The following is a 23,950-nucleotide window of genomic DNA, read 5'->3' on the forward strand; positions in this document are numbered from 1 at the left end:
ACGCACGACGACAAGGATGTGATCGACATGCGGGAGCTCGGCATCGCCGGCGCCTGGATCCACGAACCGAAGGTCTTTCCGGACGCCCGCGGGAGCTTCCACGAGTGGTTCAAGGGATCGGACTTCGCCGAGGCCACGGGCCATCACCTGAATCTGGCACAGGCCAACTGTTCGGTCTCCAGCCGCGGCACCCTGCGCGGCATCCACTTCGCCGACGTACCGCCCAGCCAGGCCAAGTACGTCAAGTGCGTGCGTGGCGCCGTGCTGGACGTGATCGTCGACATCCGTACGGGCTCACCCACGTACAAGCAGTGGGAAGCCGTACGGCTGGACGACGTGGACCACCACTCGGTCTATCTTTCCGAGGGGCTCGGGCACGCCTTCATGGCGCTGACCGACGACGCCACCGTGGTGTACCTGTGCTCTGAGGGGTACGCCCCGCAGCGCGAGCACGGCATCCACCCGCTCGACCCCGACCTGGGCATCGAGTGGCCGTCGGGCCTGGCCCCCGTGCTGTCCGAGAAGGACGCCGCGGCGCCGTCCCTGGCCGAGGCCGAGGCCGCGGGCCTGCTGCCGTCCTACGCCGCGTGCCAGGCCTACACGGCGCAGCTGCGCGCCTGAGACCGGTATGAGACGAGGGGCCTCGCGGATCTTCCGCGAGGCCCCTCGTCCTGGTTCTCCTGCCGCTCAGCCGCCCAGCGCCGCGATCTGCCCCCGCAACCGCTCGAAGCCCCCGCGCGGACGGCGCAGGTTCCGGGCCCGGATCAGGGCAGGCCAGAAGTCTGCCGCCAGCAGCGCCTCCGGCCGTGCGGCGTGCTTGCGCACCAGCACCTCGTCGGGAACCGCCTGCGGATCCGGGGTGACGTACTCCTTGAGGATGTCGTCGTACGCCTCCTGGAGCACCGTGTTCTGCGGATCGGCCCCGAAGACCACGGCGACGCCGGTCGGCTCGGTGTCGACCTCGACGACCACCAGGTCGGGGCGGTACTTCCGCAGGACGGTCACCAGCTTGTAGACGTCGCCCGTCCAGTATTTGGTGTGCCGGTCGCGCGCCGCCTCGTCCACGTCGCGGGGCAGCATGTCGTCGAGGACGATCACGCTCGACCACCGTGAGTGGCGTTCGACGTTCATGAAGTCGCGCAGCGCGTACTCGAAGAGGTGCATGCCGTCGATGAAGGACAGTTCCAGCGTGGGGTCGCCTCCGAGCACCCCGAGCGGGTCGCGGCGGGCGAGGGCGCGGAAGGGGTTGCGGCCTCGCCGCAGGTGCACCAGCGGGTCCTTGCGGGCGAAGAAGTCGTCACTGGTCGACTGGACCAGGTGAACATCGCAGCTGATCGACGTCACCACCTTGAAGGCCGGGTCGATCGCCACGGACGCCACACGCGAAAGCGCCAGACTGCGACCGTCATTGACGCCGATCTCCAGATAGTTGCGCGGGTGGTAGACACGGTGCAGTCCACGCAGCAGTTCATGCCGGTTCACTGAACGGCCTTTCGTCGTTATTCCGCTGTTCGGGTTCCCGGCGAAGTTACTCGTTGACAAGCGTGCGCGAAACCTTTCCCGTGGATTTCTCACGTGTTCCCTGTGAGCCGTCGGTGGGCGGTGCTTCCTCGACGGCGTCTCGGCCACCGCTCTCGTCCGTTCAGTCACGCTGTGCTGCCGCCATGGGGCGAGGCGCGCCGAGGCGAGGGCTGTTCCCGTCGGTCCGCGGCGGCCCCTCCTCTCGTGTCCCGGCGCCGGCGTCAGGGGGTGAGCGCGTTCTGGAGGGTGTCCAGGGACACGTGGAACAGGATGCGTTCGCGTACGGGATCGCTGGTGGGCCAGCTGCCCTCTGCGTCGGCCGCCCATTCGGTCTGGTTCCACAGCCATCGCTGGTCGGACATGTAGGTCATGCCTTCGGAGTGCTGGGCCCAGGTGCGGGTGCCGGTGGTGGAGCCGCCCGCCGATGTGGGATCGTGCGCGGCGGTGCTCTGCCCCGTGGCGGGAAGGGGCAGCCGCCAGGGGATTCCCCGGACCTTCGGGCCCCAGAGGGACTCGGCGGTGTAGAGGACGCGTTCGCCGTTCTCGGTACGGCTGAAGGTGCCCTGCATGCCGATGGTTCCGGTGTTGTACACGTCGACGGGGTCGGCATGACCCGCGCTGTCGACGGCGATGGGCATCAGCCGGCTGGTGGGGGCGAGCTTGTAACGCCAGACGCGGGCGCTGCGGTAGTTCGCCGCACTGGTGCTGACGAATTCGTTGGCCACAAGGGTGTACGGGTCGCTGGAGCGGTCCATGGACAGCCCGTCGAAACAGGGTGTGCGGGTGTCGGCACTGCTGTTCTGGCAGGTGTCGGAGACGCTGTAGGAGCCGATGGCGGGCCAGAAGTACTGGTAGCCGTCGGCCGAGACCTGGTCGCCGCGCTTGCCCGTCCAGGAGGCGCTGGTGTTGGCCCGGTAGATGTGCTTGGTGGAGAACACGTAGACGGCGTTGTGGTGAACGGCCTCGGCGCTGCTGCCGAGCGAGGCCGTGACGAGGAGTTTGTCCCCCCACCAGACCATGCCGCCCATGTGGGAGTGCAGCACCCTGAAGTCCGTGCCGCCGTTGATCGGTATGACGGGCAGGACCCAGCGGTAGCCCAGGTAGTCGGCCGAGTCGGCGTTGGCGTTGATCACCGCCAGGCGGCCCATGCTGGTGCTCGTGTTGGCGCTTCCCCAGCCGGATATGAGGACGCGGTCGTCGCCCCATTTGCCGTCGCCGTCGGAGTCGCCGGAGGAGGTCAGGCCCTGGGGCGACCAGTGCTGGGTCGTGGCGTCTCCCTCGTCCCAGCAGTACGCGTCCGTGGTGGGGACGGCGGGAGTGCTGGGGCGGGTGTCACGTTCGTCGGCCGTGCAGGAGGCGCCGTCACTGCGGTGCAGGTGGTGGTTGACCGTGTTGACGATGTTGTGGACGCTGGAGTTGGCGAAAATGTCGTCCATGGTCTGCTGCGAGGAGTCCGGCACGCGGTGCACCGTCAGCTGCAGCTTGTCCGCGGCGGCCGCGGAGGCGCGGGTGACCTTGCCGGGGTCCGTGGCGGAATCGGCTGCCGTGACGGCCTGCGCGGAGCCGGCCGTGGGGACGAGCGCGGCGGCGGCGAGCGCCAGGACGGCGATGCCGATCGCCCTGTGCCGTCCGAGTCGGCGCCCGGGCCTGCCGGTGTGTCTGGACATGCTTCTCACTTCCGGTACGACCTCTTCCGTCGGGGCGGTTGACGCACAACTAGCCCATGTAGACGGAGAATTGCGCTCTCCGTCACCATGCGGAAGGGAAGACGCACCCCGCGATCACAGGGTTGCGGACACCCGTTCGCTCGCCGCGTATGTCGTGTCGGGGGGCGGGGGCGGGATGCGCTCGGGCCGTTCTTCGCGGATGGGCGGCCCCGGCATCGCCCGGCGCACGGGTCCTGCCCGCCGACCGGGGGTGTTTCTGTCCGTCCGGTCAGGTCCCACGTCTCTCGCCCGTCCCGGCGCACCTGCGCACATGCGATCGGCTCCCGGTCGTGGGACCGGGAGCCGATCGCATATGTGCGCAGGCTGAGGGGCGTCAGCCCTCGTCGGAGGCGGTGGGGACCGTGGTGATCTTCTTCGCCGGCGACTTGGCGGCGGCCGTCTTGGCGGTCTTGGCCGCCTTCTTGGCCGTCGTCGTCTTCGCGGCAGTCTTCTTCGCCGCGGTCTTCTTGGCAGCCGTCTTCTTGGCAGCGGTCTTCTTGGCCGCCGTCTTGCGGGCCGTCTTCTTGGCCGGGGCGGCCTCCTCGACGGTGTCCTCGGCAGCCTGCCCGGTTTCGGCGGATGCCTCGGCCGGTGCCTCCTCGGCAGCCGCCGGCGTCTCCGCCGACGGGACGACCACGACGGCCGCTTCCTCGGACGCGGTCGGCGCGGTGGCCTTGCGCACCGCGCGGCGGCGCGTGCGGGCCGGAGCGGCGCTCTCGGCGGGCGCGGCCGCCTCGGGCTCCGCGACCGGTTCCGGCGCGGTCTCGGCCACCGTCTCCGGCACCGGTTCCGCAGCCGTCTCCGCCGTCGGGGCGCTCTCGGCGACGACCGTCACCACGGTCGCCTCGGCCCCGGCCGGGGAGCCGGCGGGTGCCGACACCTTACGGGTGGCACGCCGACGCGTACGGCCCGTGGACACGGCCTCTTCGGCAGCCGGGGCAGCCTCGGCCTGCGGAGCCTCGACCACCGGGTTCTCGGCGGCGACGGGCTCGGCGTGCGCCTCGGCGGCGGGCACTTCCGCCACCTCCGCCTCGGCCTCCCGCCGTGCCCCGCGACGCTCCTTGGGCGCGCCGGCCGGAGCCGAGGCCCGGCGGCTCGCCCGGCGGCGGGTACGGCCGCGGCCGGCCGCGGCCTCCGCCTCGGCGACGCTGCTGTACAGCTCCTCGTCCGGCGCGAAGTCGGGCGCGGGCAGCGCCACGGGCTCGGCGGCCTCGGCCGCGACCTCCGCCGCCGTCTCGACCGCGTGGACGGCCTCGGCGTGCTCCAGGGCCCCGTCGGGGAGGACCTCGTGGGTCTCGTGCGTCTCGTGGTCGTGCTCGTGCCCGTCGCCGCCGCGCCCGCGCTTCTTCCGCTTGCCGCCGCCACCGCCGCCGAAGCTGGGCTGCTCCATGTGGACGATGACGCCACGGCCGTTGCAGTGCACGCAGGTCTCGGAGAAGGACTCCAGCAGGCCCTGCCCGACGCGCTTGCGGGTCATCTGGACGAGCCCCAGCGAGGTCACCTCGGCCACCTGGTGCTTCGTACGGTCCCGCCCGAGGCATTCGAGCAGGCGCCGCAGCACCAGGTCCCGGTTGGACTCCAGGACCATGTCGATGAAGTCGATGACGATGATGCCGCCGAGGTCGCGCAGCCGCAGCTGGCGGACGATCTCCTCGGCCGCCTCCAGGTTGTTCCTGGTGACGGTTTCTTCGAGGTTGCCGCCCTGGCCGGTGAACTTGCCGGTGTTGACGTCGATGACGACCATCGCCTCGGTCCGGTCGATGACCAGCGAACCGCCGCTGGGCAGCCAGACCTTGCGGTCCAGGGCCTTGGCGAGCTGCTCGTCGATCCGGTAGGTGGCGAAGATGTCGACCTCGGAGGTCCACTTCGACAGCCGGCCGGCGAGGTCGGGGGCGACGTGCGAGACGTATCCGTGGACGGTCTCCCAGGCCTCGTCACCGCTGACGGTGACCTTGGAGAAGTCCTCGTTGAAGATGTCGCGGACGACCCGGACGGTCATGTCCGGCTCGCCGTACAGCAGCGTCGGGGCGTTGCCGTTCTTCGACTTCTTCTGGATGTCCTCCCACTGCGCCTGGAGCCGCTCGACGTCGCGGCGCAGTTCGTCCTCGCTCGCGCCCTCGGCGGCGGTGCGCACGATGACGCCCGCGTCCTCGGGGACGATCTTCTTGAGGATGGTCTTCAGACGCGCGCGCTCGGTGTCGGGCAGCTTGCGGCTGATGCCGGTCATCGAGCCCTCGGGGACGTACACGAGGTAGCGGCCCGGGAGGGAGACCTGGCTGGTCAGACGGGCGCCCTTGTGGCCGATCGGGTCCTTGGTCACCTGGACGAGGACGGACTGGCCGGACTTCAGGGCGGACTCGATACGGCGCGGGCCGTTGGCCATGCCCAGCGCCTCGAAGTTGACCTCACCGGCGTAGAGCACGGCGTTGCGGCCCTTGCCGATGTCGATGAAGGCGGCCTCCATCGACGGCAGCACGTTCTGGACCTTGCCCAGGTAGACGTTGCCGACGTACGAGGTCGACTGCTCCTTGTTGACGTAGTGCTCGACGAGCACGCCGTCCTCCAGGACGCCGATCTGGGTGCGGTCGCCGTGCTGGCGTACGACCATCACGCGCTCGACTGCCTCGCGGCGGGCGAGGAACTCGGCCTCGGTGATGATCGGGACGCGTCGGCGGCCCTGCTCACGGCCCTCACGGCGGCGCTGCTTCTTCGCCTCCAGACGGGTCGAGCCCTTGATGGACTGGACCTCGTCGGACGGCTCGGAGGGCTTGCGGGGCTCGCGGACCTTGACGACCGTGCGCTCCGGGTCGCCCTCGCCGGGCTCGGTGTCGGGGGTGTCCCCGGCACGCCTGCGACGGCGGCGGCGACGGCGGCTGCTGGAGGAGGACAGGCCGGCCTCGTCGTGGGCCTCCTCGTCGTCCTCTTCCTCCTGCTCTGCGGTGTCCTCGGCATCCTGCTCGGCCTGCTCGGCGGCGAGTTCGTCGGTGCCGTCGTCGGCGCCCTCGCCGTCAGCGGCGTCACCGCGACGGCGGCGACGGCCACCACGGCGGCGGCGACGGCGGGAGCCGGCCTCCTCGGCCTCGTCGTCGCCGTCGGCGGCGTCCTCGACGGACTCCTCCGGCTCCTCGGCCTCGTCCTCGGCGGGTGCCTCGGCGACCGGGGCCTCCTCGACGGCACCCCGGCGGCGGCGCCGACGGCGCGAACCGGCGTCGGCCTGCTCGGCCGGTTCCGCGGCGAACGCCGTGGCGGCGGAGGACGCGGAGGCAGCCGTGCCGGCCGCGGACTCTTCCGGCTCCTCGGCGCCCGCGGCCTCGGCGGCCGCCTCTGCGGCGGCGCGCTGCGGGGTCTGGAACTTCGGCTCGGTGAACACGGGCGCCTGGAAGACGGCGACGGCGGGCCGGGCCGGGCGACGCTGCGACTCCTCCTCGGCGGCGACGGCCGGGGCGGCGGGCTCGGAGAACCCGATGGCGGCCTGCCGCGCGGCACGACGCCTACGGCGCGGCGCCTCGGGAGCCTCGGCGGTTTCGGCGACCGGGGTCTGCACGGCCTGGGCCTGCGGCTCCTCTGCGGCGGGGGCCTCGGCCACGGCCGTCTCGGCGGCAACGGTATCGGGCGTGCCGGCGGGCACGGACACCCGGCGGGTGGTACGGCGACGCGTACGCGAAGCGGGCGCGGCCTCCTCGACGGCCTCGACCGTCTCGGCGGACTCGACCGTTTCGGGCGTCGTCTCCACGGACGCGGCGGCCGCGGCCTCCTCGACGGCCTCGGCCGGTGCCGGGACACCGGCGGGCGCGGCCACGCGGCGGGTGGCACGGCGACGCGTACGGGACGCGGGCGCGGCCTCCTCGACGGCCTCGACCGTCTCAGGGGTCCCGGAAACCTCGGCGGCCTCCGGGGCCTCGGTGGCCTCGGCGGTCTTCCGGGTCTCGTCCTCGCCCGGCTCGGCCACGGCGGCCGGGGCACCGGCGGGCGCGGAGGCGCGGCGCGTGGCACGGCGACGCGTACGGGTCGGGGCGGCCTCCTCGCCGCTCTCGACGGCGGTCTCGGCCGCGGCCGGGGTCTCGGCGAGTGCGGCGACGTCGGCGGCGGGCACCGCCGTCGTGGCGGCCTCGGCCCCGGTGGCCGCCGGGGCACCGGCGGGCGCGGACGCCCGACGGGTGGCACGGCGACGCGTACGCGGAGCGGGCGCGGCCTCCTCGACCGCTTCGACGGTCTCGGCCGTCTCAGGGGTCTCGGTGGCCTCGTCCGTCGCTTCGGCGGCGGAATCGAAGGTCTCGGCGGCCGGTATGGCCGACGCGGTGGTCTCGGCCACGGCCTCGGTTCCGGCGGGCGGTCCCGCGGGCCGGGACGCGGCACGGCGACGCCTGCGCGGCGGCAGGGTGTCGCTGGGGGTGGTCGGTTCGGAGCCCTCGATGGGCTCGGTCGGTTCGAGCATGCGGGCGTTTCTCCCGTCAGGCTCCCGGGCGCCGCGCCTGGTCCGGCGTCGATCGGTTCGAGCGACCGCCGGTGACGTCCGCGGCTCGCGCGGTGCGCGGTGCCGCCGTGTGGGGCGCGGGCGCCGCACAGGAGCTCTCTGTGTCCTGTCTCGCCGGTTCCGTACGCATTGTCGCGGACGGCCTGGCGAAAGTCTTCTGGTCAATGCGCTGCCCGACCCAGGTGGCTCCCGAGTACGAGGGCTGCGCTACGGCGTACGTCCTTCGCGGGACCTTCCCTACGCCGGCGCCGTCGCGGCGGCAGTCGGTTCGGCCTTCGAGAGGGCCTCCGCTGCCTCGCGGTCGGGCGCGAGCGGGTCGGTCACCGTGCCGGTCTCTTCATCGAGCAGCCCCTGCGCCAGCCTGGTCACCGCTGCGGGGACCGGCGGCGCCAGGTCGGCCACGGCGCGGAGACCGGACAGGACGTCGTCGGGTCGTACGGCAGGCGTCACGTGCCGAACAACCAGCCGCAGTATCGCACAGGGCTGGTCGCTCGGCCTATCAGCCGTTTCACTCTGTGTTTCAAGTCGTACGACGGCGGGGCGGGCGTCGAAGGTGCGGACGCCGTTCTTGGTGGTGCGCTGGACCTCGACGGACCCGGCGGCGTTGAACACCGCGACGGCCTTCTCTGCCTCCGCGGGGTCCTGGCCGGTCAGCCGCAACTCCCACACGGAGGCGGTGAGCCGGTCGGCCAATCCGGACGTGTGCGCCTCGACCGCGTCGACGATGTCGAGCCCGGTGGGCAGGGACTCGTCGAGGAGGGCGCGCAGCCGCTCCGGGTCGCGGTGTGCGGTGAGCGCGATCTCCAGGTACTCCGCCTCGCTGCCCGTGCCGGTGGGTGCGGCATTGGCGTACGACACCTTCGGGTGCGGTGTGAACCCCGCCGAGTACGCCATCGGCACCTCGGCGCGGCGCAGCGCACGCTCGAAGGCGCGCTGGAAGTCTCGGTGGCTGGTGAACCGGAGGCGGCCGCGCTTGGTGTAGCGCAGTCGGATGCGCTGCACCGCGGGTGCGGGCGGCGGGCCTTCGGGCTGTCGCTTGCCCAGTGTCGTCAGTCCTTCGTGGTTCTCGCGAATCCCGTCAATCTCGTCATCTCGTCGATCTCGTGATTTCCGCGATTCTCGTGATGTTCGTACGAACAGCCGTGGTGGCGCGTCGGCCGTACGGCTGCGTACTGCTCTATCAGTCAAGAGTACGTGTGTCGCGGCCGACGGGTTCCCGTCGGTCCGCGGAGGCCGGCCGGGCGGGGGCGCCGAAGAGGGCACGGCGGAGGTCGGCGCGGGCCTGGCGGACGGTTCGGCCGATCGCACGGGCGGCGCGGCCGATCGCGCGGGCCGCCTGGGCGGCCGGGCGCAGGACGAGGTCGCGTACGACGTGTCCGACCGGGGTGAGGACGGTCCGGTACACCCAGCGGGCGGGCTCCAGGAAGATCCACCGGAAGAGGGTCCCGAGAACCCGTCCGACGGCACGTGCGAGGTACCCGGCGGCCCGCCAGGCGTGGCCGAAGGCCTCCCCGGTCTCGCGCAGGACGACGGCGAGGACGCGGGCGACCGGGGCGAGGATCCAGCGCCACAGGGCGAGGGCGGGCAGGACGAGGAGCACGCGCGCGGTCCAGTACAGGCCGACGGCGAGTATCCCGGCCACCCAGGCGACGGCCTTCACGACCGCTGTCACGACGGGTGTGAGGAGCCGTACGAGCGCGTGGCCGAGCGGGGTGAGCACGCGCGCGTGGAGCCACCGCAGGGCGCGGCCGAGCGGAGTCAGCAGGTGGCGGTGGAGCCAGGTCAGCGGGACGACGAGGAGGGCGTGCAGGAGCACACCGACGGCGCGGCCGATGACACGGCCGGCCGGGGCGAGGACGTACTGCCACAGGAACCGTGCGACGGCGGCGAGGGCGTCCCAGAGCAGGCGTACCGGCAGCACTACCAGGAACACGACGATCCGCACGGGGATCCTGATCGCGACGACCAGGCATCCCTCGGAGGGCTGCGGCTGCGCCCGCGTCTGCTGTGACTGTGTCGGCCGCTCGGGCCGCTTCTGCATGTCCATGGCCGAAAAGACGCTATCGCGTCTCGCGCGGATGCGTTCGGCCGCCCTTGATCACCGTACGGCGGCGAGAAGGTAACGGTTGTCCCGCGCACGCCAATCTGGATGGAATCGGCCACGTCGGCTTGATTTGCTAGGGAACCAATCGAGCCTTGATCCCCGGGGGGACGAGTAATGAACTGGTACTTGGACGTACTGAAGAAGTACGTGGCGTTCAGCGGACGCGCGCGCCGGCAGGAATATTGGATGTTCACGCTGATCAACCTGATCGTCGTGATCGTGCTGGCGGTTGTCGGCAACGCCATCCACTTCGCCGCCCTCGCCGCGATCTACAACCTCGCGGTCCTGCTGCCCAGCCTCGGTGTCGCGGTCCGCCGCCTGCACGACACCGGCCGCTCGGGCTGGTTGATCCTGGTCGCCATCATCCCGCTGGTCGGCTGGATCTTCGTGCTCGTCTGGCTGGCCTCCGACGGCAAGCCGGAAGAGAACCAGTACGGCGTCAACCCGAAGTACGCGGCCGCCGCCTGACCCGCGGTCACCCCGAAGGCCCGCCGGAACCCTCCGGCGGGCCTTCGCTGTACGGCGGGCCACTGTGCGCCCACGCCCGTATGCGCTACGCGGCTACGCGGCTACGCGGCTACGCGGCTACGCGACGGACGACAATTTCCTCCTGTTGCGTTCGGTCTGGAGGTGCAGGACCAGGAAGAGGACGCGCAGCAGGTCGTCGGGCAGGGCGTGCAGGTCATCGGGCAGGACGACGCGGCGGGGCCGGCTGCCCAGCAGGTCGTACTCGACGCCGAGCGGGCCGATCCCGCGCGCCAGGCCGCTCAGCCTGGGGTGGTCGATCGGGTACGGCCCGATGCGCCGCGGGATCCCGGACCAGGCGGTGCAGTCGACGTCCCAGGTCCCGAACGTCCGGGGAACGCTGCCCAGGCGGCCGTAGCCGATCTCGATGTCGCCGATTCGGCGCAGCCGGCTGCCCAGCAGGTCGTACTCCAGCGGATGCGGTCCGAGCGCGCGGGGCCGCCCGCCCCACCGGCCGTAGTCGATCTCGGTCTCCCCGATGCTGCGCAGCCGACCGCCGAGCAGGTCGTACCCCAGTTCCAGTTCCATGTCCGCCAGCTCCCCCGCCGTGCACCGGTGTTCGGTTTTCCTGATTGTGCGGCCGGTCCGGCTCGGCTTCCATGGCGGTGGTGTCACGGTTTCGTCCGCGGCGCCCGGGAGTCCCGGTCCGCGGAACCAAGGCCGCTCGATGCCGCCGCTGGGGCGTCCTCACCCCTCGCGGACGGTCCCCCCGTCCCCGCGGCGCGGAAGGACACCGGCGGCGACGAGGGTGTCGTACAGCCGCTGCTGTTCCGCGTCGAGGCCGGAGTACAGCATGTCGTACGCCTCCTCCTCGCCCCGCACCATCGCGACGGGGTCCCAGTCGTCGCCGAGCGCCGCCATGACGTGCGCCCGGCGGGTCATCTCGTGACCGGTGAGGTCGACGGAGAACTCGACCGGCTCGGCGGGGCGGGAGGCATCTTTCTCGGACATATAACCGAATTTAGGTACGCCGAACGGGTGACGACAAGAGCTCGTGGGGCACGTCACAGCAGGTCGGAAGGGTTCGGAGGGGTGGCGGCCCGGCCCGCGCCGGGGTCACGAGGGCGGTTCGGTGCCGGCCTGCTCGCTCACCAGGTACCGCGCGTACCAGGCGGGCCAGTCGGGGTCCTCGCCACCGGTGCGTGCCTCGTGCTCGCCGTGCGCCGCCGCGGCCCGGCGCAGGGCGGCTTCCAGGTCGTCGGCCGAGGAGAACGTGGTGACCGCGGGGTCGAGCCGCCCCGGCAGCCTGGTGGTGACCTCCTGGAGGAGCCAGCCGTTGCCGTCCGGGTCGCTGAACGACAGGAAGGAGCCGTAACTGCCGTCGGGTCCGGCCACCCGGGCGTCGGCGCCGGCGTGGTGGAAGACCCCACCGGCGTCGTGGAACACGTGGCTGGGGTCGGCGCCGTGCCGGGCCAGTTCGTCGTGGGCGGCCTTGATGTCGTCGACGACCAGGTGCAGGCCCTGCGCCGAGCCGGGAGCCTGGTCGGTGACCGACGAGCCGAAGATGACCGAGGCCGGGGAGCCGGGCGGGGTCACCTGCACCACCCGGAAGTCCCCGTCGCCGGCGACATCCGCGTCGAGCCGCCAGCCCAGCGTGGTGTAGAAGTCCTTGGCCCGGTCGACGTCTGCCACCGGCACCACGACTACCTCCAGTTTCATGTCCATTGCCTGTGCCTCCCGTCTCCCCGTCTCGTGGAAATGCGGGCTGCGGTCAGTGCGCGAGCAGCTGCTGGCCGCCGTCGATGTCGTAAGTGGCTCCGGTGAGGGCGCCGTTGACCATGATGTGCACGGCGAGAGCCGCGACGTCCGCCGGGCCGACGACCCGGCCGATGGGCAGTGTCCTGCGCAACTCCTCGCGCCGCGCCTCCAGCTGGTCGCCGAGGAGGGTGGCGGACAGGGGGGTGTCCACGAACCCGGCCGCGATGAGGTTGACCCGGACCGGGGCGGCCTCCAGCGCCAGGTTGGCGGTGAGCGCCGGCAGCGCCGCGGTGACCGCGCCCATCACGGCCATCCCCGGTGCGGGCCGCCGGCCGCCCGTGCCGCCGATGAACAACAGCGTTCCCCCGGCCCTGACCTTCTGACGGCCGGCCCGCGCCACCGCCAGCATCATCGCGATCCGCCCGCCGAAGTCCCGGGCGGCGTCGGTGAGATCGAGTTCGCTGAGCGGGGTGTACGACGGGCTGCCCGCCGTCACCAGCACGTGGTCGACCCGCCCCGGCAGCTCCCCGAGGAAGCGCTCCAGGTGCGCGGTGTCCTGGGCGTCGAGCACGGCCGTGCCCAGCGGGCGCAGTTCGTCCGCGGCCCGTCGCAGACGCTCGGCGTTCCGCGCCACGAGCACCACGTCACCGCCGGCGGTCCGCACCTGCCGCGCCGTCTCCAGGCCGATGCCGGCGCTGCCGCCCACCACGACGACCGTCTGCCCGGCCAGTTCGCCGTGCGCCGCGCTCAACTCAGCAGCCATGACCGCCTCCTCCGCCGGCACCGCCCACCTCGCGGGCCCGGCCGGCCGTTACCGGGAGCCCTCGCCGTTCCCGCCGTCCACGAGGCCGACGAACTCGTCGGCGGTGAGCACGGCGTGGGCGTACAGGGGCGCGTTGAGGTCGAACGTCGCTGTCATCTCCTCCCATCCGAGGGAGCCGATGGCGTCCCGGACGAGGGTCACGTGGTAGCCCAGCTCCTGCCCGAAGCGGGCGGTGGTGTCGACGCAGGTGTTGGCCCGCATGCCGATGAGCACGATCTTCCGGACACCGTGCTGCTTGAGCATGAAGTCGAGGTCGGTGTTGGCGAAACCGCTGGAGGCCCAGTGCTGCCGTACGACGATCTCGTCCTGCCGCGGCCGGAAGTCGGGATGCCACTCGGCCCCCCAGCTGCCCTCCGCGAACGTCTGGTCGGCAGCGATGCGCCGCTGGGTCGGCGACAGGTACTCCCAGGTGCGGTAGTCGCCCGGTGTCGTGCGGTGGTGCGGCACGATGAAGACACGGAGCCCCCGGGCACGGGCCGTCGCCAGGACGACACGCATGTGGTCGAGCAGCCCGACGCGCTCCGCCACCGTCTTCGCCCGGGGCCACAGTTTTCCGCCGTCGGACAGGAAGTCGTTGTACGGGTCGACGATCAGCAGAGCGGTTTCGTCCGGGGAGTACCGCGCTTCACAGGTCATGGAAGGTCCCGACTGGCCGACGAGGGGACCGTGCTCCCCGCCACGGCCACCCGACTGAGAAACCTCAGTCTGTCACCGGCCCGGCGGAACGGCATCCGGGCACCGGGGCTGCCGGGGCTGCCGGGGCGCACCCGACACCGCGCAGCGGATCAGGCCGCCATCTCCGAAATGCCGCGGTGAACCGTAAGGAGGAACGGCGCTGGAGGCGACTGCCATGGCGGACACTGTCGCGGACCCCGGCGCGGACCCCGACACGGGCAGCCGTGCGGGCAGCCGTGCGCGGGATGCCGACGCGGTGATACTGGACGCCCTGTTGAGCTGCCAGGAGCTGGCCGAGGTGCTCGTGCCGGGGTTCGCCGACGCCTCGATCTCCGACGTGACCGATGAGGGGCGGGGCGGGCCTGCCCCTTGCGGCGGAGCTCAGCGTGCGGAAAGTTCCCGGCGCGGCGCCGCCTCATGGGAGCAGAGGGCGCCCCTCCTGCGCTGCCCCGATGTGCTCCGGCTTCAGCGCCTCTTCGCCGTACCGCGCGACAAACGCACGCACGCGCCCGAGGGGTGAGTCCGGCGGGGGCGGCTCCTCACTCACCGCGCCGCCGAGGATCAGGGCGCCGAAGGCGGCACCTACGTCTTGCGGGTCGTCCATGTCCATGCGAGGAGGGTAGGCCGAGGGTCTTACAGCCGGCCGAGCGAGGCTTGTCCGCGGCGCCGGGGGTAGGTCCTCCCGGCCCAGGTCACGATCGCGCTCCCCGGTTCCTCGCGGGTGGCCCACGCCCGACGGTCGAGGACGTTCTTCTGCGGCAGGCTGAAGAAGGTATCGCCGACCTGGGAATCCGTAGGGGGCGCGAAAGGCCGGCCCCCTTCGGATTCATGCCTCGTCGGGACTCCCCCCCCCAGCGCCTGCGACGCGTACACACGGTGGCCGCATCGGCGGCCTGCGACACGGCGTGATCGACGCACAGAACCTGCCGTCGCCGAGGGACGGAGGAGCACATCCGGGCGCGCCGAGAGTGGATCACCTCGTGGTGGCGAGTTCGACGAGGTGCCGGGCCGTGCCGGCGGGATCGACGACCTGATGGAGATGCGCGCCGGGCAGGTGTGCCACACGCCAGCCGCGTTCGCGCGCCTCGGCGGCAAGACCGTCGTACGGAGGGCCGAACAGCAGGTAGGAACAGGGATGGTCGTCCCAGCCGTCGGGGACCGGGATGCGCTGCTCGTAGTAGGACAGCGGCAGGGTGGGCTGCTCTTCGACGATCGTCTGTCGCATCGCCGGATCGGAGAACATGGGTGCCACGTCCGCCTCGTCCCACCAGTCGGTCCAGCGCGGCAGCCTGCCGTTCACGGCCATCGGACCGAGGAACTCCAGCAACTCCGGGGAGGCGACAGGGGTCGGCCCGACCAGGGCCGGCAGCGCGGCGTCGACGAAGATCGAGCCGGTCACCGGATGGTCCAGGCCCGAGCGGATCGCCGGGAGGAACAGGCCTGCGTTGCTGTGTACCACCAACGTGACGGGGCTGCCGGCCGGGACCTGCCGGAGGTCGTCGCGGACGGCACTGACGACGCGCGGCCAGAACGGCGGAGCACCAGCGCCGATGTGCAGCAGGGACGGCACCTGTACCCGGTGTCCCGCCACCGTCAGGTGTTCGGCCACGGGGCGCCAGGTCGAGGGGCCTACGGACGGACTGTGCACGAGAACGAAGATCGGCTGCATGGAACGATCCTGTCGGCCATGTCATCGGATCCGCGACAGTGTCGGCCGACAGCAGAACGCGTGACTTCTCAGCCGGCTGAAATCGCCACCAAGGCACACCACTTGTGCGCGGCCGCGGCAACCGCTGAAACTCGGTCGTGGCGTTGTGCGGCATGCGTATTACACGCCGCTCCGGGGCCGACGTGCCAAGACAGTGGCTCTCCATCGCGCTTACGCCGTCCTCCGAGCCTCCAGGACCGTCCGGACGAGCTCGCGCACATGAAACAAGGCGAGATCATTCTTCGGGGCGGACACGCACCGCGATCCGGAGCAGTTCCTCGACCGCGCCGGTCAAAGGCCGGTCCTTCGGCCACACCGCGCGCAGCCGCCTGTGCAGGTCCGTCCCCGTCACCGGGATCTCCACCATGCGCCCCTCAGCAAGGTCATCCTGGACCGTGACCGCGCTGAGCACCGCCGGACCGGCGCCTTCCACTACGGCGCTGCGCATGGCGGCATTGGCGTCCAAGACCATCAGAGGCCTGACCTGCTGGACACCCGCACCCGCGAGTACGCGCTCGAGCGTCTCGCGCGTGCCTGAACCTGCCTCACGGACGATGAGCCGGCTTTGGGCCAGCTCGGCCAGATCCACCGGCTCCCGCCGTCGTGCCCAGGGATGTTGCGGGGCGACCACGACAACCAGACGGTCGGTGCCCACCTGGCATGAGCTGAGCCCGGCCGGCACGTCGGGCGCTTCTGTGAACCCCAGGCTGATCTGACCGCTCGCCACGAGGGCGGCAACCTGTTCGGAATTGGTCACCTTGAGGCTGACGCGGACATCGGGCGTGCGCCGCTGCAGCGTGCCGATCCAGCGCGGTACGAAGTGTTCGGCCAGCGTCATGCTCGAGGCCAGGCGCAGGTCGACGGCGCGGTCGCCGCGCAGTGCCGCGACGCCCGTCATCAGCGAATCCACTTCGGCCAGCACCCGCCCCGCCCACTGACACACCGCCTTGCCCTCAACGGTCAGCACGGAGCCGCGGGTGTCGCGATTCACCAGCGTCAGCCCCAGGCGCCGTTCGAGCGAGGTGAGGCGCTTGCTGGCGGCGGGCTGGCTGATCCCCAGCCGCTCGGCGGCCTGACCGAGGCTGCCGAGTTCGGCCACCAATGTCAGCAACTGGAGGCTCCCGAGGTCGGGAGGCGACTGACTCATAACCACAGGATATGAGCTGATTCCCTGTTGGCCACTACCGGGCCGCCGCCCGCACGGCAAGGATGAAGCCGTCCGGAAAACGGCCGACACGTTCAAAATGTCGCGATCTCCAGGCGCGATCGGCACAGTGGTGACATGGATTCCGTCGCTTCCCGCGGGACCAGCACGCACATACCGTTCAGGGCCGAATCGCGCCATCGAGAGCGGACGGGCGACGGCAGTCGGCTCTGATCAACCCTGCACGAGGGTTCACGTGTACGGCGCCTCACGCGGGCGCGCCGAGCCGACGAGGACGAGGACCCGCAGCCGGTTCACCACCCCGCGTCCAGGCCGTGAGGGGCCCGCGGATTCGCCCGGCTCCTCCCCCGAATCGATATCCAGAGCAGTAAGGACCCACCATGTCCCACCATCTCGACACTCCGCTCGCGGCCCAGAATGGGCAACTGTTCATCGATGACGTGTATGTCTTCCCCGGCGAGAACAGCACGGTGTTCGTCATGGACGTCAATTCCGACATCACTGGCGTCTACGCCCAGCCCGGGTTCCACCCGGAGGCACGCTACGAATTCAAAGTTCATTTCGACGGCGCGGACTTCGAGACCCTGACCTACCGGGTCTCCTTCGGCGAACCCGACCCGGACGACCGGCAGACCCTGCGGCTGCACGTCCTGACCGGGGACGAGGCGCGCGAAGACTCCGCCGAGGGAAACCTCGTGCTGGAGGGCCGCACCGGTGAGACGGCCGCTGCCGACGGCACCCGCATCTGGGCGGGGCGCGTCTCCGACTCGTTCTACATCGACCTGTCCCTGCTGGCCGTCGTCAACGGGGCGGTGGCGAAGGGAACAGCGGTGGACCTGTCGGACTGGCGCCCGCAGCAGGCGGAGAACAGCTTCACCGGCACCACCGTGGAATCCATCGTGCTGGAGGTGTCCCACGACCACCCGCGACTGCGACCCGGGGCCCGCACGGGCGTGTGGTGCGCGACCAAGCTGGCCACCGACGCCGGCGGATGGCGACAGATCAACCGCGGCGGGCACCCGATGATGTGGCCGGTCTTCTGGCCCGGCGACACCGACTTCACCAACCCCGCCAACACGCGGCACCCCTCCGAGGATCTCGCCGCCGCCGGCGAGCTCATCGCCGGCCAGGTCGCCGCCGTCGTAGCAGCCACCGGGACCTGCGCCGATCCCGACGGCTACGGCCGGACCGTGGCCCGACAGCTGTTCCCGGATGTGCTGCCCTACGTCGTCGGAACCCCCGCCACGTACGGCTTCGCCACCCGCAACGGCCGGACCCTGGCCGACAACGCGCCCGAGGCGATGCTCTCCCTCGTGACCAACACGGCCGTACCGTCAGGGCTCAAGCCGTCTGTCGCGCAACATTCACGGGCGGACAGCTTCCCCTACGTCGTGCCCGCCTGACCGTCGCCTTCCGCATCACCTCGGGAAGCGAAACCCACCGCCCCGCCGGAGGCATCGTCTTTGACCGGCAGCCGGCCTGTGCCACCTGCTCGGCTCCCGCACCGTGTCCATCCATACCGGGCCGGACGAGGTTCGGGGGGCGGCAGCGGCGTCCGAGACGATGCAGGAGCGCAACAGCCCCCTCGCGTGCCCACTCGAAGCCGGCGCCGGACCCGCGTTCTCGACCGTCAGGGGAAGCGACCTCTTGCCGGTCGGGCCGATCTGGATGTGGGTGTCCATCTGCGGGCCCGGCCCGGCGGGGCCACATCCACCGCGCACCCGGGCGGAGAGGGGCCGAATGGTCCCGGGGCTGCCGCGATCGGCCCTCTGCACGGGCCGACCGTCATCTCGTCCAACCTGTGGCATCAGCGCACGCTGGCAGCATGACAGTCAATCAGATACCTCCAGGCAACGGGTCATGGCACCTGAAAGGCTTCATGATCCTCACTCCGTCACAGGTCAAGGTCGCAGCGGGAGAAGAGTTCACCTCGTGCGTGGCCGTGTGGCCCGCGGGTCCGCGGCACGTCGTGAGCGCGTCCGCACCCGCCGGGTCAGACCTGCAAGTCAAGGTGAAGGGCCACAGGGTGACGGTCACCGGGCGTCTTGAGCGTGCAGGTGAGCAGTACACCGTCCACGTGACGGTACGGGACGGCACGGACATCGCGCACGACACGCTGACCATCGAGGCCTCTGACATGCACTGAACGGCAGCGCCGTCCGTCCACTCCGCTCCTTGGGGAAACAAGAAACGAGGCGTAAGACAACTGACCGCCGCAGTGCCTCAGTTGAGTCCGAGTGTTCGGAGGCTGACTTGGCGCTCTTGGAGGACCTGAAGAAAGCAGAAGCGCTCCTGCCCGACGACGCGCCGCGCGCTGCTGTCGGTCCGTCTGCCGGTACTCACCGAGGAGACGACCTCACCCGTCCGCCAGGAACTGGACCTCCGCATCATGGCCCGCGAACGCGGCTGCCGAGTCGTGGGCGTCGCCAGCGACCTCAACATGTCGGCGACGAAGGTCCCGCCGTGGAAGCGCAAGGAACTGGGTGACTGGCTCAACAACCGGGCGCCGGAGTTCGACGAGCTGCTCTTCTGGAAGCTGGACCGCTTCGTACGACATCTGTCCGACCTCAGCACCATGATCGACTGGTGCTCGAAATACCGGAAGAGCCTCGTCTCCAAGAACGACTCCATCGACCTGACCACGACGGCCGGGAAGATCATGGTCACGACCGTTGGCGGCATCGCCGAGACCGAGGCGGCCAACACCAGCACCCGTGTGGCGAGCCTCTGGGAGTACACAAAGACCCAGACAGACTGGATCTCGGGGAAGCCCGCGTTCGGATACGAGACGGCCGCGGACGAGGACGGCAAGGTCATCCTGGTCATCAACCCGACGGCGCACAGGGCACTCCACTGGTGCCGAGCGGCCCGCCTCGGCACGTCGCATGGCCAAAATTCTTGTCCGTGCCGGCATCCGCGGGGACGGCCTCACCGCGTCGACAGTTCGTCCCGAACAGGTCACTTGGCTTACCCCCGGTCCCGCCCGACCCGTGGTGCCACGTGACCCCTCGGTCACGGTTCGCCGTTCTGCGGACCGGCCCGTCACCCCAGAAGGTGGGCAAGTGATTCGCCGTCGATCGGATAAGGACGTTCCGGTGGCAGCAGGCGGGTCGCGGAGGTCGGGTCACCGTTCCTGACGAGGGCGTGGATGTCGTGGGCGAGCGGGGTCACGTCGCGGATGGCGACCGTCCACTCGTCCGCGTAGCGCCGTACGGCCTCACCGGAGAGTCCCAGTTGCAGGGACCGGTACGGCAGAGGCTGGAGGTGCAGGTCCCGTTCGGGGTCCCACTGGACGCGAGCAGGCGCGTTCTTCAACTGGCGCTGCCAGGCAGCCCGGTCGGGGTGCACTCCGCGGACGTAGCTCGACAGGCACGCGTGGCGCAGTGCCCACTCGAAGCCGTCCCGGCTGATCTCGACAGCGAGGACGGTCTCCTGCCCCTCCTTGGCACCCCAACCGCAGCGGTACATCATCCACCGGAACGATGGCTTGATCCACGTCATCCTGTCGCGTTTCCACACGGCGGGGAAACGGCCCTCCTGGACGGCGGGCAGGCCGATTTCCGGGGCGTATGCCTGGTAAACGGTGACTGTGGATGTCGTGTGCAGCGCGCGGATCCTGTGCTGAGGTTCGTCCATGACGTACAGGGTGGGGCTCCTGGATCCCTGCCAGCCATTCATTTTCGAACGCGACTGGTGCCGTGTATGGGGCTTGCAGAGCTTGAGAGTTCAGGCGAGGACCACTTCAATGGCGCAGTGACGATGGCGCTGACAGATCCTACGAGAAGCATTGCCGGACGGGCCTCACTGGACGACGTCATTGCGGAGCTGTCCCGGCACAGGCCGGTCTTCCACTCCGAAGCCGACCTTCAGCACAGTTTTGCCCGGGTCCTCTGGGAGTTGGCGCCGGACGTGCACTCGCGGCTTGAGGTGCCGCAGCGGGGGCCGGGTAAGACCGAGTATCTGGACCTCCAGTGCCTCGGGCCTGAGGGCCGCACTGCCATCGAATTCAAGTACTTCACCCGAGGTTGGACCGGCAAGGCCGGCACTCCGGTCGAGGACTACGCCCTGAAAGCACACGGCGCCACCGACCTTGCCCGCCTGCACTTCGTTCGGGACATAGCGAGGCTGGAGCGCTTCTGCAGTCGGCCCGATCAGAACGGTCTTGCCCTCATGCTGTCCAACGAGACGTCCCTGTGGGCTCCGCCGGCCCCTGGCCGCCGACGTACTCGGGATCACGACTTCCGGATTCACCACGGGCGGGGACTCGCGGGGACGCTGCTCTGGGCCGAGGGGACCTATGAGCCGAACACCTGCAGTCTGCGAGGTACGTACCCCCTCAAGTGGGAGACGTACTCCGAGCAGAGCGGAGCAGGCGGAGAGTTCCGCTACCTGGCGGTGTTCATCGGTTCATCGGCAGGCGGAGTCGATGACGCCACGAGTGCGTAGCTGGCTCGTGGATCACTCTGCGAAGCGCAACGAGTAGTCGCGAAAGATGACTCGCAGTCCGTCGCGCTCTGCATCGCGGTCCTGCAGAAAGTCTTCCAGGAACTGAAACAGGGCCTTTACCGCCCTGCGGTCCTGTTCCTCGTCCAGGCCTCGATGGCCGAAGGATCCCGAGGCTCCCGGCACTGCGAGCTCTGTTATGAGGCTCGACCACACAAAACTGCTCTGCCGCCCCAGCTTGAGGAGCAGCCACTCCCGGAAGCCGAGCAGCGCGCTGCCCTGGGTCCCCGCGTCATAGCCGTAGAGGTAAGTCACGTAGTTGCCGTAGGAACCATCCAGGCCGTACATGCCGGGCCGTGTCCTGACCAGCTCCAGGTGTTCCCTGAAGCTGAACTCACCAGCGCGACGATCACCGAACCCGGCCATCGGCAAGGGGTCAGTCATCCGTGGGAGCCGGAGCGGGCCCCGTCGGGCAGGACGCTCCCCAGTTCGTCCCGGAAGGGGTACTTAACTTGGCCCCCGTCCCACCCAACCCGCAGTGCCCGCCGGGAGGGACCCGACGGCGCCGGTGGGCGAGAACGAGGAAGGCTCACCTCAGCCAACGCCGCAGCCACCTCTTCCCCGCTCGCCCCCGCCAACGCCTCAACCACCCGATCGGGTGCCTCGCTCACCTCAGTGCGCGTGCCCGCTCGCAGCCGGCGCCGGACCCGCGTTCTTGACCGTCAGGGGAAGCAACTTCTTCCCGGTCGGGCCGATCTGGATGTGGGTGTCCATCTGCGGGCGTATGGAAAAACTTGCAAAACCAGCTCTACGCTGGTCAGCATGGGGAAACGAGGACAGCGACGGCTCGCGGCAGAGCGAGCGACGTACAACGTGGAAGCCGAGTGGACCGAGGCCGACCTAGCTCTGTTAGAGGAGCTGAAGCGGGCCGAGGCTCTGTTACCCGAGGACGCTCCTCGGGCTCTCCTGTCCGTCCGCTTGTCTGTGTTGACGGATGACACGACATCACCGGTACGGCAGGAACTTGACCTTCGCATCCTTGCCAGGGAGCGGGGCTGTCGAGTCGTCGGCGTCGCCTCGGACCTGAACGTGTCGGCCACCAAGGTGCCGCCGTGGAAGAGGAAGGAACTCGGGGACTGGCTGAACAACCGCTCCCCCGAGTTCGACGAGATCCTGTTCTGGAAGCTCGACCGCTTCGTACGCCGTCTCTCCGACCTCTCGACGATGATCGAGTGGAGCCTGAGGCGCGGGAAGAACCTTGTCTCGAAGAACGACAGCCTCGATCTCACGACGACGGCCGGGAAGATCATGGTCACGATCATCGGCGGCATCGCTGAGATCGAAGCGGCCAACACCTCTACCCGGGTCACGAGCCTGTGGGACTACGCGAAGTCGCAGGAAGACTGGATCATCGGCAAGCCGACATATGGCTACGTCACCGACGAGGACGACTCGGGGAAGCTCGTTCTCGTCATCGACCCCGAAGCGCACAAAGCACTGCACTGGGCTCGACGTATGGCCCTTCGAGGGCGCTCCGCCCGGTTCATGGTTCGCTGCCTGAAGCGGTCCGGCCTCATGAGTCAGGGGCTCACTGTGGCAACGCTTCACCGCCGGCTCCGAAACCCTGCGCTTCTCGGCTACCGAGTAGAGGAGGACAAACAAGGAGGGCAACGACGTTCGAAGCCGATCCTCGGCAAGGACGGCAGACCGATCAAGGTTGCTCCCCCGATCTTCACCGACGAGGAGTTCGAGACCCTGGGTGCCGCTCTCGACAAGCGCAAGAAGAACCAGCCTCCACGCCGTGTCGGCGGAGTGACCCAGTTCCTCGGCGTCCTCTTGTGCGCCGACTGCAAGACGAACATGACCGTACACATCACGAACAACGAGTTCGGCACCTACCACTACCTGCGGTGCCGCAACTGTAAGAGTGGCGGACTCGGTGCACCCAACCCCCAGCAGGTCTACGAGCGCCTTGTGGAAGACGTGCTCAAAGTCCTCGGTGACTTCCCGGTCCAGGTTCGCCAGTACGCCGAGGGCGCCGAGGTCCGGCGCGAGATCAAGCGCCTTCAAGAGTCCATCGCCCTCTACATGAAGGAGCTCGAACCGGGAGGCCGGTACACGAAGACCCGGTTCACGAAGGAGCAGGCAGAGACGACGTTGGACAAACTCATCGGCGAGTTGGAGGCCATCGACCCCGACACAGCGAAGGACCGATGGGTCAACGTCCACGGCGGTAAGACCTTCCGCGAGCACTGGCAAGAAGGCGGCATGGAAGCCATGACCGCAGACCTGTACCGAGTCGGCATTCGATGCGAGGTCACCCGCACGAAGGTGCCCAAGGTGCGAGCCCCGAAGATTCACCTTCGTCTCCTGATTCCGAAGGACGTACGCGAACGACTGGTGCTCCGAGAGGACGACTTCGCGGAAGCCCTCTGACACAGTCCGCACAACCAACTCACGAGCGAAGCCGCCTTCCCGAGGCATACGGGGGAGGCGGCTTCTCGTCTTACTCGAACCAGGAGGCAGGATCAAACGGTGATTCCGTGCCGTCGTTGTCCACGATCACAATCTCACTTTCGATCATGCTCATAGCCCTGCCGTCCGAGCAGCGAGGCGGAGCGAAACGCGCAGGCTGCCGAGGTTCAGGATCGGGAAGAGCGGTTATTGGCTCCACCACCTTCCTGACTCGCCTCCGTTCCGAGCCGCCGGGAGTCCCCAAGGTCTTCGGCGATCCCGGCGGCGATGAGGGCCGCGCCGGGGGTGTGGCCGGAGCCGACGTAGCGCCAGTGCCGTTCGGTGATCGTGTCGGGGGTCTCGGTGTGGCCCATGTGGTGGGCGCGTTCCGCGCGGAGCGCTGCGTACGTCGTTGAGTAGGCGCGGGATTTGGTGAGGATGTGGCCCCGGTAGCCGAGGGTGTGAGTCCAGTCCCGGAGACGGAGTGGCGCGTACTCGGGGAGGCCGCCGAGGTGCCAGCAGGCCCGCATGAGGGTGCGAACGTGTCCACTGACGGGTACTGACTCGATGTTCGCCCGGTCGGTGACGGAATGGTCGGTGCCAGCGCCTGTCTCGCTGGCTCCCTTTGTGACGTATTTGGCGACGTACGCGGCA

22 protein-coding genes and 2 pseudogenes are annotated in these 23,950 nt (G+C 69.9%); 8 read left to right on the plus strand and 16 right to left on the minus strand.

Going from position 1 to position 23,950, the window contains the following annotated elements; genetic code table 11:
* Positions 1 to 27 precede the first annotated feature (27 nt).
* Positions 28 to 621 carry a dTDP-4-dehydrorhamnose 3,5-epimerase gene (rfbC, locus tag LQ326_RS23695; protein WP_234539499.1) on the plus strand — a complete coding sequence of 198 codons (594 nt, stop codon included), beginning with the start codon at positions 28 to 30 and terminating at the stop codon, positions 619 to 621.
* 66 nt (positions 622 to 687) lie between these two features.
* Here rfbC and LQ326_RS23700 read toward each other — a convergent pair whose 3' ends face one another.
* The 5 genes from LQ326_RS23700 to LQ326_RS23720 form a co-directional block, all read right to left on the minus strand.
* A complete protein-coding gene (locus LQ326_RS23700; protein ID WP_234539501.1) occupies positions 688 to 1,482 on the minus strand; it encodes a class I SAM-dependent methyltransferase in 795 nt (264 codons plus the stop codon).
* 260 nt (positions 1,483 to 1,742) lie between these two features.
* A complete protein-coding gene (locus LQ326_RS23705; protein WP_234539502.1) occupies positions 1,743 to 3,188 on the minus strand; it encodes a hypothetical protein in 1,446 nt (481 codons plus the stop codon).
* Positions 3,189 to 3,561: 373 nt separating this feature from the next.
* A complete protein-coding gene (locus LQ326_RS23710) occupies positions 3,562 to 7,662 on the minus strand; it encodes an Rne/Rng family ribonuclease (protein WP_234539503.1) in 4,101 nt (1,366 codons plus the stop codon).
* Positions 7,663 to 7,938: 276 nt separating this feature from the next.
* The gene (locus tag LQ326_RS23715) at positions 7,939 to 8,703 is read right to left on the minus strand and encodes a TIGR03936 family radical SAM-associated protein (protein WP_234539504.1); all 765 of its coding nucleotides are present in this window, start codon (positions 8,701 to 8,703) and stop codon (positions 7,939 to 7,941) included.
* Between the two features lie 178 nt (positions 8,704 to 8,881).
* Positions 8,882 to 9,748 carry a hypothetical protein gene (locus LQ326_RS23720; RefSeq protein WP_234539506.1) on the minus strand — a complete coding sequence of 289 codons (867 nt, stop codon included), beginning with the start codon at positions 9,746 to 9,748 and terminating at the stop codon, positions 8,882 to 8,884.
* 171 nt (positions 9,749 to 9,919) lie between these two features.
* Here LQ326_RS23720 and LQ326_RS23725 point away from each other — a divergent pair, with 171 nt between their 5' ends.
* Entirely contained in the window at positions 9,920 to 10,273 is a 354-nt protein-coding gene (locus LQ326_RS23725; RefSeq protein WP_234539508.1) for a DUF805 domain-containing protein, read from the plus strand.
* Positions 10,274 to 10,390: 117 nt separating this feature from the next.
* On the opposite strand, the gene LQ326_RS23730 is transcribed toward LQ326_RS23725, so the two are convergent.
* From LQ326_RS23730 to LQ326_RS23750, 5 genes are all read right to left on the minus strand, one after another.
* Complete coding sequence (locus LQ326_RS23730) at positions 10,391 to 10,858, minus strand: hypothetical protein (RefSeq protein WP_234539510.1); 468 nt, start codon at positions 10,856 to 10,858, stop codon at positions 10,391 to 10,393.
* A 159-nt stretch (positions 10,859 to 11,017) separates the two neighbouring features.
* Entirely contained in the window at positions 11,018 to 11,281 is a 264-nt protein-coding gene (locus LQ326_RS23735) for a DUF6400 family protein (protein ID WP_234539512.1), read from the minus strand.
* A gap of 105 nt (positions 11,282 to 11,386) precedes the next feature.
* Positions 11,387 to 11,989, minus strand: a complete 603-nt coding sequence (locus tag LQ326_RS23740) for a VOC family protein (RefSeq protein WP_308402005.1) — start codon at positions 11,987 to 11,989, stop codon at positions 11,387 to 11,389.
* 52 nt (positions 11,990 to 12,041) lie between these two features.
* On the minus strand, positions 12,042 to 12,791 hold the full coding sequence (locus LQ326_RS23745) for an SDR family oxidoreductase (RefSeq protein ID WP_234539514.1): 750 nt from the start codon (positions 12,789 to 12,791) through the stop codon (positions 12,042 to 12,044).
* Between the two features lie 48 nt (positions 12,792 to 12,839).
* A complete protein-coding gene (locus LQ326_RS23750; RefSeq protein WP_234539515.1) occupies positions 12,840 to 13,487 on the minus strand; it encodes a cysteine hydrolase family protein in 648 nt (215 codons plus the stop codon).
* A gap of 214 nt (positions 13,488 to 13,701) precedes the next feature.
* Here LQ326_RS23750 and LQ326_RS23755 point away from each other — a divergent pair, with 214 nt between their 5' ends.
* Positions 13,702 to 14,046, plus strand: a complete 345-nt coding sequence (locus LQ326_RS23755; protein ID WP_234539517.1) for a hypothetical protein — start codon at positions 13,702 to 13,704, stop codon at positions 14,044 to 14,046.
* 113 nt (positions 14,047 to 14,159) lie between these two features.
* Here LQ326_RS23755 and LQ326_RS23760 read toward each other — a convergent pair.
* The 3 genes and pseudogenes from LQ326_RS23760 to LQ326_RS23770 all read right to left on the minus strand — a co-directional run.
* Positions 14,160 to 14,300 (minus strand): annotated as a pseudogene (locus LQ326_RS23760) (IS3 family transposase); the annotation flags it as partial.
* Between the two features lie 199 nt (positions 14,301 to 14,499).
* The gene (locus LQ326_RS23765; protein WP_234539519.1) at positions 14,500 to 15,195 is read right to left on the minus strand and encodes an alpha/beta hydrolase; all 696 of its coding nucleotides are present in this window, start codon (positions 15,193 to 15,195) and stop codon (positions 14,500 to 14,502) included.
* Positions 15,196 to 15,469: 274 nt separating this feature from the next.
* Positions 15,470 to 16,381 (minus strand): LysR family transcriptional regulator, encoded by a 912-nt coding sequence (locus LQ326_RS23770; RefSeq protein ID WP_234539520.1) that lies wholly within the window; start codon positions 16,379 to 16,381, stop codon positions 15,470 to 15,472.
* Positions 16,382 to 16,779: 398 nt separating this feature from the next.
* Here LQ326_RS23770 and LQ326_RS23775 point away from each other — a divergent pair, with 398 nt between their 5' ends.
* The 3 genes and pseudogenes from LQ326_RS23775 to LQ326_RS23785 all read left to right on the plus strand — a co-directional run.
* On the plus strand, positions 16,780 to 17,802 hold the full coding sequence (locus tag LQ326_RS23775) for a DUF4331 family protein (RefSeq protein WP_234539523.1): 1,023 nt from the start codon (positions 16,780 to 16,782) through the stop codon (positions 17,800 to 17,802).
* Positions 17,803 to 18,224: 422 nt separating this feature from the next.
* Positions 18,225 to 18,545 (plus strand): hypothetical protein, encoded by a 321-nt coding sequence (locus LQ326_RS23780; RefSeq protein ID WP_234539524.1) that lies wholly within the window; start codon positions 18,225 to 18,227, stop codon positions 18,543 to 18,545.
* Positions 18,546 to 18,574: 29 nt separating this feature from the next.
* Positions 18,575 to 19,344 (plus strand): annotated as a pseudogene (locus LQ326_RS23785) (recombinase family protein); the annotation flags it as partial.
* A gap of 97 nt (positions 19,345 to 19,441) precedes the next feature.
* Here LQ326_RS23785 and LQ326_RS23790 read toward each other — a convergent pair.
* Positions 19,442 to 20,035 carry a DUF4291 domain-containing protein gene (locus LQ326_RS23790; protein ID WP_234539527.1) on the minus strand — a complete coding sequence of 198 codons (594 nt, stop codon included), beginning with the start codon at positions 20,033 to 20,035 and terminating at the stop codon, positions 19,442 to 19,444.
* Positions 20,036 to 20,101: 66 nt separating this feature from the next.
* Here LQ326_RS23790 and LQ326_RS23795 point away from each other — a divergent pair, with 66 nt between their 5' ends.
* Entirely contained in the window at positions 20,102 to 20,845 is a 744-nt protein-coding gene (locus LQ326_RS23795) for a hypothetical protein (protein ID WP_234539528.1), read from the plus strand.
* A 12-nt stretch (positions 20,846 to 20,857) separates the two neighbouring features.
* On the opposite strand, the gene LQ326_RS23800 is transcribed toward LQ326_RS23795, so the two are convergent.
* A complete protein-coding gene (locus tag LQ326_RS23800) occupies positions 20,858 to 21,286 on the minus strand; it encodes a hypothetical protein (RefSeq protein ID WP_234539530.1) in 429 nt (142 codons plus the stop codon).
* Positions 21,287 to 21,715: 429 nt separating this feature from the next.
* On the opposite strand from LQ326_RS23800, the gene LQ326_RS23810 reads away from it, so the two are divergent.
* Positions 21,716 to 23,278: a recombinase family protein gene (locus tag LQ326_RS23810; protein ID WP_234539543.1), complete on the plus strand. Its 1,563-nt coding sequence runs from the start codon at positions 21,716 to 21,718 to the stop codon at positions 23,276 to 23,278.
* A 206-nt stretch (positions 23,279 to 23,484) separates the two neighbouring features.
* Here LQ326_RS23810 and LQ326_RS23815 read toward each other — a convergent pair.
* Positions 23,485 to 23,950 (minus strand): replication initiator (locus tag LQ326_RS23815; RefSeq protein ID WP_372496934.1); only part of this gene is annotated, 466 nt, incomplete at its 5' end.

The organism is Streptomyces shenzhenensis, assembly GCF_021462265.1.
GTDB lineage: Bacteria > Actinomycetota > Actinomycetes > Streptomycetales > Streptomycetaceae > Streptomyces > Streptomyces shenzhenensis.